This window comes from Rhizobium sp. BK196, from assembly GCF_014193255.1.
Classification (GTDB): domain Bacteria; phylum Pseudomonadota; class Alphaproteobacteria; order Rhizobiales; family Rhizobiaceae; genus Rhizobium.
The window spans coordinates 118,772-134,069 of record NZ_JACHZB010000010.1 but is presented as its reverse complement, the minus strand read 5'-3'; the positions used below and the strand labels follow the sequence as shown (position 1 = coordinate 134,069).

Annotated in this window: 9 protein-coding genes; 7 read left to right on the top strand and 2 right to left on the bottom strand. The window is 60.3% G+C overall.

Translation table 11 applies throughout. The features are described from left to right. The first annotated feature begins 305 nt into the window (after positions 1 to 305). Positions 306 to 1,481 (top strand): 1-deoxy-D-xylulose-5-phosphate reductoisomerase, encoded by a 1,176-nt coding sequence (gene dxr, locus FHT78_RS26405; protein ID WP_183749517.1) that lies wholly within the window; start codon positions 306 to 308, stop codon positions 1,479 to 1,481. 33 nt (positions 1,482 to 1,514) lie between these two features. Here dxr and hemA read toward each other — a convergent pair whose 3' ends face one another. Further along, positions 1,515 to 2,729, bottom strand: coding sequence for a 5-aminolevulinate synthase (gene hemA, locus FHT78_RS26400; protein ID WP_183749657.1), 1,215 nt, complete (start codon positions 2,727 to 2,729; stop codon positions 1,515 to 1,517). Positions 2,730 to 3,062: 333 nt separating this feature from the next. On the opposite strand from hemA, the gene FHT78_RS26395 reads away from it, so the two are divergent. From FHT78_RS26395 to FHT78_RS26385, 3 genes are all read left to right on the top strand, one after another. Further along, positions 3,063 to 3,317, top strand: coding sequence for a YMGG-like glycine zipper-containing protein (locus tag FHT78_RS26395; protein ID WP_183749516.1), 255 nt, complete (start codon positions 3,063 to 3,065; stop codon positions 3,315 to 3,317). Between the two features lie 173 nt (positions 3,318 to 3,490). Beyond that, positions 3,491 to 5,416, top strand: coding sequence for an autotransporter assembly complex family protein (locus FHT78_RS26390; RefSeq protein WP_183749515.1), 1,926 nt, complete (start codon positions 3,491 to 3,493; stop codon positions 5,414 to 5,416). A 78-nt stretch (positions 5,417 to 5,494) separates the two neighbouring features. Next, positions 5,495 to 11,602: a translocation/assembly module TamB domain-containing protein gene (locus FHT78_RS26385; RefSeq protein WP_183749514.1), complete on the top strand. Its 6,108-nt coding sequence runs from the start codon at positions 5,495 to 5,497 to the stop codon at positions 11,600 to 11,602. Positions 11,603 to 11,624: 22 nt separating this feature from the next. On the opposite strand, the gene FHT78_RS26380 is transcribed toward FHT78_RS26385, so the two are convergent. Next, positions 11,625 to 12,053: an Lrp/AsnC family transcriptional regulator gene (locus FHT78_RS26380; RefSeq protein ID WP_183749513.1), complete on the bottom strand. Its 429-nt coding sequence runs from the start codon at positions 12,051 to 12,053 to the stop codon at positions 11,625 to 11,627. A gap of 131 nt (positions 12,054 to 12,184) precedes the next feature. Here FHT78_RS26380 and rocF point away from each other — a divergent pair, with 131 nt between their 5' ends. The 3 genes from rocF to FHT78_RS26365 all read left to right on the top strand — a co-directional run bounded on the left by rocF (position 12,185) and on the right by FHT78_RS26365 (position 15,160). After that, complete coding sequence (gene rocF, locus FHT78_RS26375) at positions 12,185 to 13,120, top strand: arginase (RefSeq protein ID WP_183749512.1); 936 nt, start codon at positions 12,185 to 12,187, stop codon at positions 13,118 to 13,120. Positions 13,121 to 13,133: 13 nt separating this feature from the next. Beyond that, positions 13,134 to 14,333 carry an ornithine--oxo-acid transaminase gene (gene rocD, locus FHT78_RS26370; protein WP_183749511.1) on the top strand — a complete coding sequence of 400 codons (1,200 nt, stop codon included), beginning with the start codon at positions 13,134 to 13,136 and terminating at the stop codon, positions 14,331 to 14,333. A gap of 350 nt (positions 14,334 to 14,683) precedes the next feature. Then, positions 14,684 to 15,160, top strand: a complete 477-nt coding sequence (locus FHT78_RS26365) for a chemotaxis protein CheW (RefSeq protein ID WP_029868938.1) — start codon at positions 14,684 to 14,686, stop codon at positions 15,158 to 15,160. The last annotated feature ends 138 nt before the right edge of the window (positions 15,161 to 15,298 follow it).

Here is a 15,298-nt window from a genome sequence, read left to right as displayed (position 1 = left end):
GTCGAACGCAATGAAGGACGGCGCATGCACGCAATCCCGGTTCCGTCTTCGATTTGGTATGGCCCGCGGCCGGTGACGCAAATTGCCGGTTGCTCGTTGGACGCATCAGCGCCCAGCGGATTTGCCTTTCGACCGTAACCGGCCTCAGCAAATGATCATCCCCGTGAGGAATGTTATCAGGATCACACCGTGGCGAAGCTATGTAAACCCCTCTGGAGTTGAAATTTGCTGCATCGCACACTTGCTGCCACTTTCGATCCCCTGTAGAGCCGATGCCGGATATGCAATTTCTTGCGAAATCGACTATGATGACGAGCATGATTGCGCCTCGGCGCCTTAGTATCTTCGGTTCGACCGGCTCGATTGGCCAAAATACGCTCAATGTCGTCGATCATCTGGGCGGCCGAGAAAATTTCGAAATCTCCGTCCTGACCGGCAACGGCAATGTCGAATTGCTGGCGCAGCAAGCAAGATCATCAGGCGCGCGCCTTGCCGTCATCGCCGATGACCGCCATTACGAATCACTGAAGAGCGAACTGTCGGGCAGCGGCATCGCGGTCGCTGCCGGCAAATCCGGCATGATGGAGGCAGCAGACTGCGAGGCCGACTGGGTGATGGCAGCTATCGTCGGCACGGCTGGTCTTGCTCCTACGCTTGCCGCGGCGCGCCGCGGTGCCGATATCGCGCTCGCCAACAAGGAATGTCTCGTTTCGGCAGGCGATCTTTTCATCGAGTCGGTGAAAAAAGGCGGCGGCAAGCTCTTGCCAGTCGACAGCGAACACAATGCGATCTTTCAGGTGCTGGAGGAAAACCAGCGCCATGCCGTTGAACGTATCATTCTGACGGCATCGGGCGGTCCGTTCCGCACATCCTCGCTGGAGGAAATGGCCGATGTCACGGTGGAAACCGCACGCGCCCATCCGAGGTGGTCGATGGGCCTGAAGATTTCCATCGATAGTGCGTCGCTGTTCAACAAGGCGCTGGAGATGATCGAGGCGAAGCACCTTTTCGGCCTGCGCCCCGAGCAGGTGGAGGTGATTGTCCATCCGCAATCGGTCATCCATTCGATGGTCGGCTATACGGATGGCTCCGTGCTGGCCCAGCTCGGCGCACCGGATATGCGCACCGCAATCGGCTATGCCCTTTCCCACCCGCGCCGGGCGAACCTGCCGATCGAGCGGCTGGATTTCGCCAAGCTCGCGCGGCTGGATTTCGAGGCGCCCGATGAAAAACGTTTCCCAGCTTTGCGGCTTGCCCGGCTGGCCATGACGCGCGGCGGCGTGCAGGGCGCGGTGCTCAACGGCGCCAAGGAAGTCGCGCTCGAAGCCTTTATCGAGGGCCGCCTGCCCTTCCTCGCCATGGCCGAGATTACTGAGAAAGTGATGGACGATCTCATTGATCTGCCGGCGGCCGCGACGATGGACGATGTCTTCGCCGCAGATAAGGAAGCCCGGCAGCGGGCTGCCGGGCTCATCCGATAAAGAAATTTTCCTGAAAAATCAGGCGACGTGACTTCAGGCGACGTGACGGGCAAGCGCGCAGCGCGACCAGAGCGAATGCAGCGCGCCGACGAGATGCTCGATATCGGCATCCGAATGCAGCGGCGTCGGCGTGATGCGCAGGCGCTCGGTTTTCTTCGGTACCGTCGGGTAATTGATCGGCTGCACATAGACGCCGCAATTGTCGAGCAGCAGATCTGAGATCCACTTGCATTTCGAGGCATCGCCGACCATGACCGGTACGATATGGCTCGGGTTGGGCATATGCGGAATACCCTGCTGGTCAAGCAGCGTGCGCAACTTTCGCACGCGGTCTTGATGACGAGCCCGCTCGAAGGGGCTCGCCTTGAGATGCCGGATCGACGCGACCGAGCCGGCAGCGAGGGCCGGCGGCAGCGACGTCGTGAAGATGAAGCCCGATGCAAAAGAGCGGATGAAATCGCAGAGCGCCGCGGAAGCTGCGATGTAACCGCCCATGACGCCAAAACCCTTGGCAAGCGTGCCTTCGATGACGGTGACGCGGTCCATCAGGCCTTCACGCTCGGCAATGCCGCCACCGCGCGGACCGTACATGCCGACGGCATGCACTTCATCGAGATAAGTCATGGCGCCATACTTGTCGGCAAGATCGCAGATTTCCTTGATTGGAGCGATATCCCCGTCCATCGAATAGACGGATTCGAAGGCGATGAGCTTCGGCGCCTTAGGATCGGCAGCGGCCAGCTTGGCCTCGAGGTCGGCCACGTCATTGTGCTTCCAGATGACCTTCTCGCACTTGGCGTAGCGAATACCCTCAATCATCGAGGCATGGTTGAAAGCATCGGAGAAAATGATGAGGCCAGGGATCCTGGCACCGAGCGTGCCAAGCGCTGCCCAGTTGGAAACATAGCCTGACGTGAAAGTCAGCGCGGCTTCCTTGCCGTGCAGATCGGCGAGCTCCTGCTCGAGCAGAACATGGTAGTGGTTGGTGCCAGAGATATTCCGGGTGCCTCCCGCACCCGCGCCACAGTGATCGATGGCCTCCTTCATCGCCTCGATCACCTTGGGGTGCTGGCCCATCCCGAGATAATCGTTGGAGCACCAGACGGTCACTTCCTGTTCGCCGTTCGCCGTGTGGCGCGTCGCACGCGGAAAGTTACCGCGATGGCGTTCCAGATCGGCAAAAACGCGGTAACGGCCTTCAGTGTGAAGCCCATCCAGCTCGTTTTTGAAAAACGCTTCGAAATCCATCATATGCTCCAGTTCGTACGGCTGTTTCTTGCTGAGACGACAACCGGACGTCAACCCTTACGTCTCTGATTTAACATCAACTGCGGCAAAAGGCGCCGACTTTTGAATGATTCCAGATAAAAAATATGCGAGCCGTGATCGGGGAAATTGATCGACGTCAATTCCGGCGGAAAATCCGCTTTTAATCGTGGAAAGAAACCCGCGCCTTACGAAAAAAGCTCCGCGGTAGTGGACAAGCCTTTCTTGCGACATAGTTTCCGGGCTAGCCTGACAAAAAACAGGTTAGGGACGACATCCGCCCACTGGGGCGCCAAAAAACCTCGGAGAGAAGAGATGAAAAAAATCCTCGTACTCGCATTGGTCGGCCTTTCGATCGCAAGCTGCACGCCCACACAACAAGGTGCCGGTATCGGCGCGGCGTCGGGCGCCATCATCGGCGGCGCAGTCACCGGCAATGTGCGCGGCGCGGCGGTCGGTGCGGCGATCGGTGGCGTTTCGGGTGCGTTGATAGGCAGGGTCGCAGAGCAGCCCGGCCAATGCTATTACCGAGACCAGTATGGTCGCCGCTACATCGACGATTGCCGCTGATATCTGCAATCAGAATGGAAAAGATGGAAATCCCGGACCCACGTCCGGGATTTTTTTGTACTAAATTAGTGCGCCAGCAGATTAAATTGGTACACGTGGCGCGATTTTGTCGCTAAGCTTGCTATCGGCTGGGCAACGCAGAGCTTGATTTTAATATAACCCAAAAGCGGCGGATGCGGATTAGAGGGACGGGCCTGAAAACTGGTATTGCGTATCGAGCAGGCGCCGTGATGGTGGTCGCAGCTGCGGCTGCGTTTTCACCCGTCCTCGCGGGCAACGCTTACGCATTCAAGCTTTTTGGCATCACCATATTCGGCAAGGACGAGGACGAGAACCTGCAGGTGCCCGATCCTGTGCGCTATGACGTCGCCCTCGAAACTGGAACGGCAGATAGCGACCTCAAAGAGGCGCTGGAGAACAGCTCTCGTCTTGTCGGCGATAAGAACCGTCCGGTTTCGGGGGATCTAGGCGTCGTCGTGAAAGCCCGCGACGACCGCGACAGGCTGATCGCCACACTCTACGAAAAGGCGCGCTACGGCGGCGTGGTGACGATCACCATCGACGGCCGCAACATAGACGATCTGCCGCCGAACCCGACTTTTGACCGCTCAAAGCCCGTCCCAGTGAAAGTGGATGTAGCCCCTGGCCCGATCTTCACCGTGAATGAAGTGCAATTCGGCGGCGATGCTGCGCACCGCAATCCCGCCGATTACGATCTGGCTCCCGGCGAGCAGGCTGGTTCACTGGCCATCATCAAGGCCGGCGATACGATCGTCGACCAGTTGAAAAGCGAAGGAAGGCCCTTTGCCAAACTGACCGAACGACGCGTGGTCGCCGACCATAGCAAGAATACCGTCGATATCGTTCTCGCTGCCGAAGGTGGTCCGGTTGCACCGATCGGCGACGTCGGCGTGACTGGCGAGGAAAGGGTCAAGCCGGAATTCATCCAGCGCTACTCCCGCCTGCGGAAGGGCGAAGCCTATTCGCCCGTAGCGCTGAGGAAGGCGGGCGAGCGCCTGCGGGCGCTTGGCGTGTTCTCCAGCGTGACGATCCACGAGGGTGACGCACTGGCCTCCGATGGTACCTTGCCCATGACGATTGAAGTTTCCGAAGGTAAGCGGCGCTACCTCGGCATCGGCGGACAATATTCGACGATCGACGGTTTCGGCGTCAACGGCTACTGGGGCCATCGCAACCTGTTCGGGGGGGCAGAATCGCTGCGCATCGAAGGCGCCGTTTCGCGGCTCGGCGAAGCGTCCGACCTCGGCGATCTCGATTACTCCGCCGGAATCCTCTTCACGAAACCGGCTTTCATCCATCCGTCCGCCACCTTGAAGGCCGGCATCGTCGCGAAGACGGAAAATCCGGACGCCTATAATGCAAAGCTTGTCACTGCCTCGCTCGGCCTCTCCTACGAATTGACGGATCAGGACACTATTTCCGCAGCCGGCGAGGTGAGCTTCGAGAACGACGACGATGCGTTCGGCAACAACAATTATCTGACCTTCACGCTGCCGATCACCTACGATCGCGACGCCCGCGACGACAAATACAATCCGACCGGGGGCTACCACGCCACGCTGTCCGCAAAACCGGGCTATGAGTTCATGAACGGCACGGTCTATTCGGCTTTCGAGGGCTCGATATCAGGTTATCTCGGTCTCGGTGCCGAAGACGGCGTCGTCCTGGCCGGCAAGCTCGCAGCCGGCACGCTGATCGGCGGCGGCGGTGTCGAGAATATTCCCGCCACCCAGCGTTTCTTTGCCGGCGGCGGCGGCTCTGTGCGCGGCTACGGTTATCAGGAGATTTCGCCCTATAACGAAAACAATGACGCGACCGGCGGCCGCTCCTACGTGACCGGCTCCTTCGAGGCGCGCATCAAGATCACCGACACGATCGGCATCGTTCCTTTCATCGATGTGGGCACGGTTTCGGACGGCATCGCGCCTGATTTTTCCGATATCAGAGCCGGTGCGGGCGCTGGTGTCCGCTATGCAACCCCTTTCGGCCCACTCCGGCTTGATTTTGCCGTACCGCTGAACAAGTACGATGGTGGGACGGATTATGGAATTTATGCCGGCATAGGCCAGTCGTTCTAGGCCAGTTATCAGCAATGCCGATTTCGCAGTGTTTTCCGACCTGTGAGCTGTCATGAAAACGGGATAGTGTCCGCTCTTATGCAAATGTTGGCGAAAATCATGAACTGGATGATGCGGCTCATCGGCTACGGCCTCGGCGCGGCGACCATCCTTGCCGTCATTGCTTTGGCGATCTTCGGCTTCACCTCCTTCGGTGCCCGCATCATCACTGAAAATGTCGCTTCAGCGCTTTCCAACCGCGATATGACGATATCGGTGCGCGAACCCGAGGGCCTGCTGACCGGCGGGCTGCGCGCAGCCGAGATCACCCTGTCGGACACGCGTGGCACATTTGCAGAAATCCGCGGCATTTCCGTCGACTGGAATCCCTTGGCGCTGTTGACCGGCACCTTCCACGCCAGACAGGTCTCGATCGCCTCCATCGACGTGCGCCGCCGGCCGGTCCGCACTCTGCCTTCGAGGCCAACTACTCCGGAGGAAGAAAGCGGCGGGGGCTTCCGGCTGCCGCTGAAGATCGATATCGAGCATATTGCCCTGCCGGATATCGCGCTTGGAGCACCTCTGACCGGCCGCGCGTTCTCGCTTGCCGCTACCGGCAACCTCAGAGCCGATGGTGATGGCGGTGAAGGGGTTGTTAACGTCAACCGCCACCAGGTTCCGGACGCAAAACTCTCCGCCGATGTCGCCTTTACCCCGGCAAACAGCCGCCTGCGGCTGAACGCCCAGCTTGCCGAACCGCAGGGCGGCCTCCTCGCTGGCTTTCTCGGCCTGCCCGGTAGCCCGGCCGTCAATATCGCGCTCGACGGCGAAGGTCCGATTTCAGACTGGAACGGCAAGCTGCAGGCTGCCCTCGATGGCCAGCAACGCGCCTCCCTGGAAGGCAAGCACGCGATCACGCCTGACGGCCTGCATCATCTCGATCTCAAGGGCGGCGGCGATGTGAGCTCCCTGCTTCCCATGGCATTCCGGCCGCTTTTTGCGGGCCAGACGAATATCGATGTATCCGCAACCTTCAACGATCACGGCAAGATCGATATTCAGACCGGCAATCTGGCGACCGGCAGCGTCGTCATCGCCGCGTCCGGTACGCTCGATCCTGCCGGCAATAACAGCCTGAATGCCAATGTGCTCGGCACCTCGGGTCCAGTCGATTTCCGCTGGCCGCTTGCCGATGGCGAAGCGCGCTTCATGATTTCAGGTCTCAATCTGGCGATGACCGGACAGGCGCAGGCTGTACGCATTAATGCCAGCGGATCGCTGGATTCAGCCACGATGCCGCAGGCCGATATCGGCAACGTCAAGCTCACGGCCAAGAGCGATGCTTTCAATCTCGCCAACAGTGCCGGCGATATCCAGTTGCGCCTCGTCGCGGGTGACGCGACATTCACCGAGCCCAACCTCAGCCGCGCGGTTCAGGGACCGATTACGCTTGTCGCTCCGCTTCAGATTTCACGCAACGGCATCGGCTTCAACGGTACGACGATCGAAAGCGCTAATATCGGCGCCGATCTCAACGGCTCCTATCGCCTGGCTGACAACGCATTGACCGGCAATGCCAAATTGACCGTCCAGCCCGCCGCCCTGCCGATGGCTATCGCCGGAAAGTTCGACGCGCCGATCGACCTCGAAACCCAGGTTGCCGGCACGATCCCCTCCAAGGTGACGCTGTCGAACATCACGATCAAATCCCCGACCATCGAGGCAGGCGGCAACGTCGCGCTCGATGATGACGTGCTGACGGCCGATCTCGCCGGCAAGCTTCCCGATATCGGCAAGCTGTTGTCAGGCACGAGCGGGGAAGCGGCTTACAGCGTCAAGGCAAGCGGCACGCTTCCAGCCCTTGCACTTACCGCCAATGTGAAGGCCGCCAGCCTGCAGATGGCCGATCGCAAGGTCGGCGATCTCAACATCGACCTGACTGGCTTCGCCGATCCCGCCGCTCCGCAGGCGAAAATTGCCGCGACCGGCACGATCGACGGCCAGCCGATCGGCATCAATGGCGACGTCAAATCCGAGAACGGAACGATTTCCGTCCCCGCGCTGACAGCCGATGTCGGCGGCAATCGCCTGGCGGGCAACCTCACGCTTTCATCAGGCATGACGCCGGCGGGTGCACTGACCTTCGACTTCCCCGATATCAGCCTGCTTGCCGCTCTCGGCGGCCAGAAGGCGGAAGGCGACCTCAAGGGTTCAGTCGACATTACCGGCACTGAAGGCAAGATTGCGCTCAAGGTCGCCGCCAGCGGCAGTGGCATCCGCCGCGACACGCTGACGATCGCCAGGCCGACGATCGACGTGACCGTCAGCGATATCAAGGCTTTTGCAGCCAGCGGAACAATAAGGGCCGACGAGTTCGGCGTCGGGACCAATAAGCTCACCGGCATTGCGCTCGATTTCGTCCAGCAGCAGACCCGCACCGACTTCAATCTGGATGCGGGCTATGACGGCAATCCGCTGCAGGCCGCCGGCAACGTGCAGTCGGCAGGCGGCATGATCGATCTCAGTCTCGACCGTTTCGCCGCCAAGCCGCACAACATTCCGGTCGAGCTGGCGTCACCCGCACAGGTCAACATCACCAAGGGAGTTGCCAGCTTGAACGGTCTGACCGTCAAGACCGGCAGCGGCTCGGTATCGGTCACCGGTTCGGCTGGTGAGACCCTGAAGCTCGATGCCGTCATCACTGACCTGCCGACAAGCCTTGCCAACAGCTTCGTTCCTAATCTTGCCGCCGACGGCACGATTTCCGGTACGGTGAACGTAACCGGGACACCGGCCACCCCCGTTGTCAATTTCAAGCTCGACTGGAAGGATGCGGCCACCAGCCATACAAGGGGGGCCGGCATCGCTCCTCTCGGCATCTCGACATCTGGCACGTTCGCCGACAACCAGCTGAACTTCGATGGCGACATTAGCGGCCCTGACGGTCTTTCCCTGAAGGCGGCGGGCGACGTCGGTCTTGCGGATTCGAACAGCCCGACCCTCAACATCAACGCCGACATCGTCAGCCTGCCGGCGAAGGTCGCCAATGGCTTTGTTCCCGATCTTGCTGCCGAAGGTACGGTTTCGGGTGCGGTCACTGCAACGGGCACGCCCGCAGCACCAGCGGCCGATTTCAGGCTGAACTGGAAAGGCGCCGCGACAAGCCAGACAAAGGCAGCCAGGCTTGCTGGTCTGTCGCTCAATGCATCCGGCAGGTTTGCGGATAACAAGCTCGATTTCGATACGGCGCTCACCGGCAAGGGCGGGCTATCGCTGAAAGCGCTCGGTAATGTCGCTATTACCGGAACCACGATCGGCAACATCAAGGTCGATGCCGAACTTGCGAATGTTCCGGCTAATATCGCCAACGGTTTCGTGAAGGATCTCGATGCCGGCGGTGTGATTTCCGGCACTGCCTCGGCATCAGGGACGCCTGCCGCACCGGCTGCGAATTTCAAGCTCAGCTGGCAGGACGCCACGACGCGGCACACCAAGACGGCCGGCCTGACTGGACTGGACCTTGCGGCAACCGGCCATTTTGCCGACCAGAAACTCGATTTCGATGCCAACCTCATCGGACCGAAGGCCCTGTCGCTGAAGGCGACGGGCAATGTCGAGCTTGCTGGGACGGCAGTGCGCAATCTGAAGGTCGATGCCGATCTCGCAAACCTTCCAGCCGGCCTTGCCAACGGCTTCGTTCCCGATCTGGGCGCTGAAGGCACGATTTCCGGCAAGGCGTCAGCCTCCGGCTCGCTGCCCACACCGGCAGTCACCTTCGATCTGGCCTGGGCGAATGCGGCAACCCGCCAGACAAGGAGCAACGGCCTTACCGATCTCTCCGCCAAGGCCACCGGCAAATATGAAAATAACAGGGTCGATTTCAATGCCAATCTCGGCAGCGGCAATGGCGCGCTGTTGAAGGCGAACGGCGGCGTGACGATCGATGGCGCCGCCATTCGCGACCTCGCCGTCAACGCCGACATTGCCGGCCTGCCCGCAAACCTCGCCAATGGCTTCATGCCTGGTCTTGGCGCCGAGGGCATAATCTCCGGCACTGCCATCACCTCGGGCACGCCGACAGAACCGGTGGTCGATTTCAAGCTCGACTGGGCAAACGCAGCAACAAACCAGACGAAGACCGCCGGTCTCTCTGGCCTGGCGCTTGCCGCCTCGGGCAAATACGTCAGCGACCGACTGGATTTCGATGCCAATCTCAATGGCAAGGGCGGCGTCTCGCTGAAGGCCTCTGGTAATCTTGCGCTGGCTGGCACCACGATCCAGGGCATCGATGCAAAGGCCGATATTGCCAATCTGCCGGCTGCCATCGCCAATGGCTTCGTTCAGGATCTTGGAGCAGAAGGCACCATCACGGCAACGGCCACGGCCTCAGGATCGCTGACCGCTCCCTCCGCCGATTTCAGCATCGACTGGAAAAACGCGGAGACGAAACAGACGAGAACCGCCGGCCTCTCCGGTCTGACGCTCGCCGCTTCGGGCAAACTCAGTAAGGACCGGCTGGATTTCGATGCCAATCTCAACGGCAATGGCAGTGTGTCGCTGAAGGCATCGGGCAATCTCGATATAGCCGGAACGACCATAAAGGGCGTCAATGCCAAGGCCGATGTCACTAATCTGCCGGCGGCCGTCGCCAATGGCTTTGTTCCGAACCTGGGTGCAGCCGGCGCCATCTCGGCAACGGCAACCGCCTCGGGATCGCTTCCCCTTCCGTCGGTCGATTTCAAGGTCGACTGGAAAAATGCCGAAACGAGCCAAACGAAAGGCGCCGGCCTTGCGCCGCTCACCCTCGGCGCCAACGGCAAGCTGGCCGACAACAAGCTGACGGTCGATACCAGCCTTGCCGGCGACGGCGGATTGTCGCTGAAAGGCGGCGGCACTCTTACAATGACAGGCAACCGCGCCATGTCGATGCGCTTCAACGGAAGCCTCCCCTTCGCCGTTCTCGGCGCACAGCTCGCCCAGCAGGGTCTCGTTGCCGAAGGCGTCGCCAATGTGAACCTGGAAGTCAGCGGCACGACGGCTGCCCCTGTCATCAACGGAACGGTCACCACTGATGGCGCAAAGCTGATCGACGTGCGCCGCAACCTCGCCCTCGAAGGCCTCGGCGCGACCATCACGTTCAACGGCCAGCAGGCTGTCATTTCGCGGCTGAACGGCAGGCTCGCAAGCGGCGGCTCGATCTCGGCGAGCGGCTCGGTTGGTATCAGCGGTACCTTCCCCGCCGATCTTTCCATCCGCCTGGACCGAGCGGTCTATGTCGACGGCACGCTGGTAGTCGCAACGGTCGACGGCACGCTCGGCCTTAAGGGACCGCTGCTTTCCAATCCCACGTTGAACGGCCGGCTTCACATCGACAAGGCTTCGATCACCGTGCCGGAGAGGCTGCCGACATCGCTGCGTGAAATCGATATCCGCCATATCCACGCGCCGCCCGCCGTGCTCGCCCAGCTCAGAGACAATGCTCAACAGCAGCCCCGGGAAAAATCCTCGACCATCATGCTGGATATCGAGCTCGATGCACCCTCGCAGATTTTCGTGCGCGGCCGTGGCATCGATGCGGAAGTCGGCGGTAACATCACGATCCACGGCTCGGCTGCCGCGCCCGAAGTTGCTGGTGCCTTCACCATGCGCCGCGGCCGTCTGACGATCCTCAATCGCCGTCTCAATTTCTCCGATCGCAGCCGCATCACATTTGCCGGCGACCTGACACCCGCCCTCGACTTGGAGGCCACGTCCACGTCAGGTACGACGACGCTCACGGTGGATGTCGCAGGCCTCGCGACCGACCCCGCCATAACCTTCTCCTCGTCGCCTGCCCTGCCGCAGGACGAAGTGTTGGCCCAGCTCATCTTCGGTCAATCCATGTCCCGGCTGTCGCCGGTGCAGATCGCCCAGCTTGCCGATGCTGTCAGCCAGCTCGCCGGCAATCGCTCAACCTCACTCTTCGAGGGGCTCCGCAACCAGCTCGGCGTCGACGACCTCGACATCAGCACGGATGAAAAGGGACGGACCAGCGTCAGTGTCGGCCGTTACCTCAACGAACGGACCTATTTCGAGCTGCAGCAGGGCGGAGAAGCCGGCGCCAAGGCCATCATCAATCTGGATGTCGGCCGCGGCGTGAAGCTGCGGGGTGCTGCCGGCGGCAACGGCGCAGGCGAAGCCGGCATCGTCTACGAGCATGAATATTGAGGCCAGCCTGGAAGACAGAAGCCTAAAAGCTTGTCTTGCTGGTCTTCAGCAGAATGCTGGTTTCGGTAGTATTGATCCCGTCGATGAGGCGTATCCGGCGCAGCGTCTCGTCGAAGGAGACGAGGTCACGGTCTTCGAGCTCGGCGACGAAATCCCATTTGCCATTGGTGCTGTGCAGCGCGCGCACCTGCGGCAAGCCGCGCAGTTGGGTAGCGACCTTGTCGGCAAGCTTGCCGTGCACTTCGATCATGACGATCGCCCGAACACCGGCCGAACGCGTCTCGTGACCGGTGCGGATCGTGAAGCCGGCGATCGTGCCGTTTTCGACCAGTCGGTCGATGCGCGTGGCCACTGTGGCCCGTGAAGCACCGGTCATGGCGGCAAGCGAGGAGACGGAGATTCGTGCATTGTGCCGAAGCGCACTCAAAAGCTCGTTGTCGAGGTCGTCCACGTTTTCACTTTGTCAAATTAGCTTTATCAATCTGCGCAATCATAATCCATTTCTGACATTTTTCCATCTATTTGCCGCCGCCACTTTATCCCACTATTGGCCGAAACAGGCCTCACAACGGAGCCCTAGGAATGGAAGTACAAACTCAATCTGTCGCTCTTATTGGTGTTCCCCTTGAAGAGGGTTCCGGCCGCAGAGGCGCGGGCATGGGGCCGACAGCATTGCGCATCGCGGGTATCGACAAGGCGCTTGCCGACCTCGGCCACACCGTTGTTGATACCGGCGATCTCAGCATCGTCCCGGCCAGGGACCTTCCCAATCATCCGAAGGCACATAATCTCCGCGTCGTCGGCGCCTATACGCGTGCGCTCGAAGCAGCCACCTATGATGCAGCGAAAGCCGGCCACTTCCCGCTGATCCTCGGTGGCGACCACAGCCTTTCCATGGGCAGCGTCTCGGGCATGTCGCGTTATGCCGCCGAAGAGGATCGCCCGCTCTTCGTGCTGTGGCTCGACGCCCATTCGGATTTCAATACGCCGGAGACCTCGCCATCAGGCAATATTCACGGTATGCCCGTCGCCTTCTTCTGCGGCCTGGCGGATTTCGCCGAAATCCTGCCGAAGGACCGCGCACTCGTCGATCCCCAGAAGATCTTCCAGGTGGGCATCCGCTCGGTCGATGCCTCCGAGCGCGTCGAAATCCGCAAGCACGGCGTCAACGTCTTTGACATGCGCTCGCTCGATGAACAGGGCGTGGCTGTAATCCTCCGCCAGATCCTGGAAACGATCGAGAAGGCAAACGGCCTGTTGCATGTCAGCTTCGACGTCGATTTCCTCGATCCCGATTTTGCGCCCGGCGTCGGCACCACCGTGCCCGGCGGCGCCACTTTCCGCGAAGCCCACCTGATCATGGAGATGCTGTCCGACAGCGGCCTCGTCTCCTCGCTCGACCTCGTGGAACTCAATCCTTTCCTTGATGACCGCGGCAAGAGCGCCCGCATCATGGTAGAGATGACGGCAAGCCTCTTCGGCCGCCGTATCTTCGATCGTCCTACACGCGCCGCATAAGGGAGCACTGGCCATGAACATCTCGTCGAACCTCATCGCCACCGAACAGCGTCTTGGAGCCAATAACTACAAGCCGCTCGATGTCGTGCTGACGCGGGGGGAAGGTGTTCATGTCTGGGATACGGATGGCAAGCGCTATCTCGATTGCCTGTCGGCCTATTCGGCCGTCAACCAGGGCCATTGCCATCCGAAGATCCTTGCCGCCATGGTCGAGCAGGCCGGCCGCCTGACGCTCACCTCGCGCGCCTTCCGCAACGACCAGCTCGCCTATCTCTATGAGGAGTTGGCGGCACTGACCGGCTCCCACAAGATCCTGCCGATGAACTCGGGTGCCGAAGCCGTCGAGACCGCCATCAAGGCGGTTCGCAAATGGGGCTACGAGGTGAAGGGCGTCCCGGAGGGCAAGGCGGAGATCATCGTCTGCGCCAACAATTTCCACGGCCGCACGCTGAGCATCATCAGCTTCTCGACTGACCCTGACGCCCGTACCGGCTTCGGCCCTTACACGCCGGGCTTCCGCATCGTTCCCTTCGGTGATGTCGAGGCCTTCGAAGCCGCCATCAATGCCAACACCGTCGCAACACTGATCGAGCCGATCCAGGGCGAGGCTGGCGTCATCATTCCGCCGGCCGGTTACTTCACCCGCGTGCGCGAACTCTGCACGGCAAACAACGTCACGCTCATCCTCGACGAAATTCAGACCGGCCTTGGACGCACCGGCAAGCTGCTCGCCGAAGAACATGAAGGCATCGAAGCCGACGTGACGCTCATCGGCAAGGCGCTTTCCGGCGGCTTTTATCCGGTCTCGGCAGTGCTTTCGAATTCGGAAGTCCTTGGCGTGCTCAAGCCCGGCCAACATGGCTCAACCTTCGGCGGCAACCCGCTGGCTTGTGCGGTCGCCCGCGCGGCGCTGAAGGTATTGACCGAAGAAGGAATGATCCAGAACGCCGAGACGATGGGCGACTATTTCCTCGAAGGTCTGCGCTCCATTCGCTCCAACATCGTCAAAGATGTGCGCGGCCGTGGCCTGATGCTCGCGGTCGAATTGGAGCCGGAGGCCGGTGGTGCCCGGCAATATTGCTATGCGTTGAAGGATCGCGGTCTTCTCGCCAAGGATACGCACGACCACACGATTCGCTTTGCACCACCACTCGTCATTAATAAGGAACAGGTGGATTGGGCGGTAGAGCAGATCGAAAAAACCCTCACCTGAAGTAAAGCAGAATATATTACGGCAATCGTCAAATCTCGCGCGAACAATCGACTGGGCTTGCCGAAATCAATAAGGCCATCAACGTTATGGATCAGAGCGCGCAGCAGAATGCCGCCACAGGTGGAGGAGGCGACGGCGGCAAGCGCCCGACGTTCGTCCGAGACAGAAAACCTTCGCGATATCGTCTTACAGTTTAGATTTGGGCAACACTCTTCCGTTAATGTCTTCGATAACCGTAACGATGCTTCGCTAAGTGCAAAGCCATCGCGTGGGGTGAAGGCAAAGCTCGTCCGCGCCAATGGTGGCGCATCCGCTTCTGCCCTGGCTTACGACAGTTGGGAAGAATTCTAATGGCCACAATCAATTCCACTAGCTTCAGCGGCGATACGCTCGAAATCATTGCCTTCCGCCTGCATGATCAGGAATTCTGCGTCAAGACCACGACCATCCGCGAAATCCGTGGCTGGGCGCCGTCAACGCCGATCCCGCACTCTCCGGCAGACGTCATCGGTGTCATGAATCTGCGCGGTTCGGTCATCCCAATTATCGACCTCGCCTATAAGCTCGGCATGAAGAGCACTGTCGCCAATGAGCGCAGCGCCATTGTCGTCGCCGAAGTGCACAATATGGTCATCGGCATGCTGGTCGACCGCGTATCCGACATTCTGACGATTTCTTCCAGCCAGGTACAACCCGTTCCGGAAGTAACTGCTTCCTTCGACCGTGCTTTCTGCGAAGGTATCATCGCTTCCGAAAACGGCATGATCTGCTTCCTGAACCTCGCAAAGATGTTCAAGGAAAACGAGACCGACGAACTGGCCGCTTGATCGCTTTGCGATATACATGAACGAGGAACCGCCCCACGAGGGCGGTTTTTGTTGTTCAAGCTCTCTTGTGTGCCGGCGGTTCGCTCTCGCAATGTCGTTGGAGACAAGCAGTTTCGACGCCAACCTCGTCAAGCTTTG

Bases quoted from the DNA above. Each gene is read 5' to 3' on its own strand.
- dxr (WP_183749517.1), top strand. From the start codon at position 306: ATGATGACGAGCATGATTGCGCCTCGGCGCCTTAGTATCTTCGGTTCG.
- hemA (WP_183749657.1), bottom strand. From the start codon at position 2,729: ATGGATTTCGAAGCGTTTTTCAAAAACGAGCTGGATGGGCTTCACACT.
- FHT78_RS26395 (WP_183749516.1), top strand. From the start codon at position 3,063: ATGAAAAAAATCCTCGTACTCGCATTGGTCGGCCTTTCGATCGCAAGC.
- FHT78_RS26390 (WP_183749515.1), top strand. From the start codon at position 3,491: ATGCGGATTAGAGGGACGGGCCTGAAAACTGGTATTGCGTATCGAGCA.
- FHT78_RS26385 (WP_183749514.1), top strand. From the start codon at position 5,495: ATGCAAATGTTGGCGAAAATCATGAACTGGATGATGCGGCTCATCGGC.
- rocF (WP_183749512.1), top strand. From the start codon at position 12,185: ATGGAAGTACAAACTCAATCTGTCGCTCTTATTGGTGTTCCCCTTGAA.
- rocD (WP_183749511.1), top strand. From the start codon at position 13,134: ATGAACATCTCGTCGAACCTCATCGCCACCGAACAGCGTCTTGGAGCC.
- FHT78_RS26365 (WP_029868938.1), top strand. From the start codon at position 14,684: ATGGCCACAATCAATTCCACTAGCTTCAGCGGCGATACGCTCGAAATC.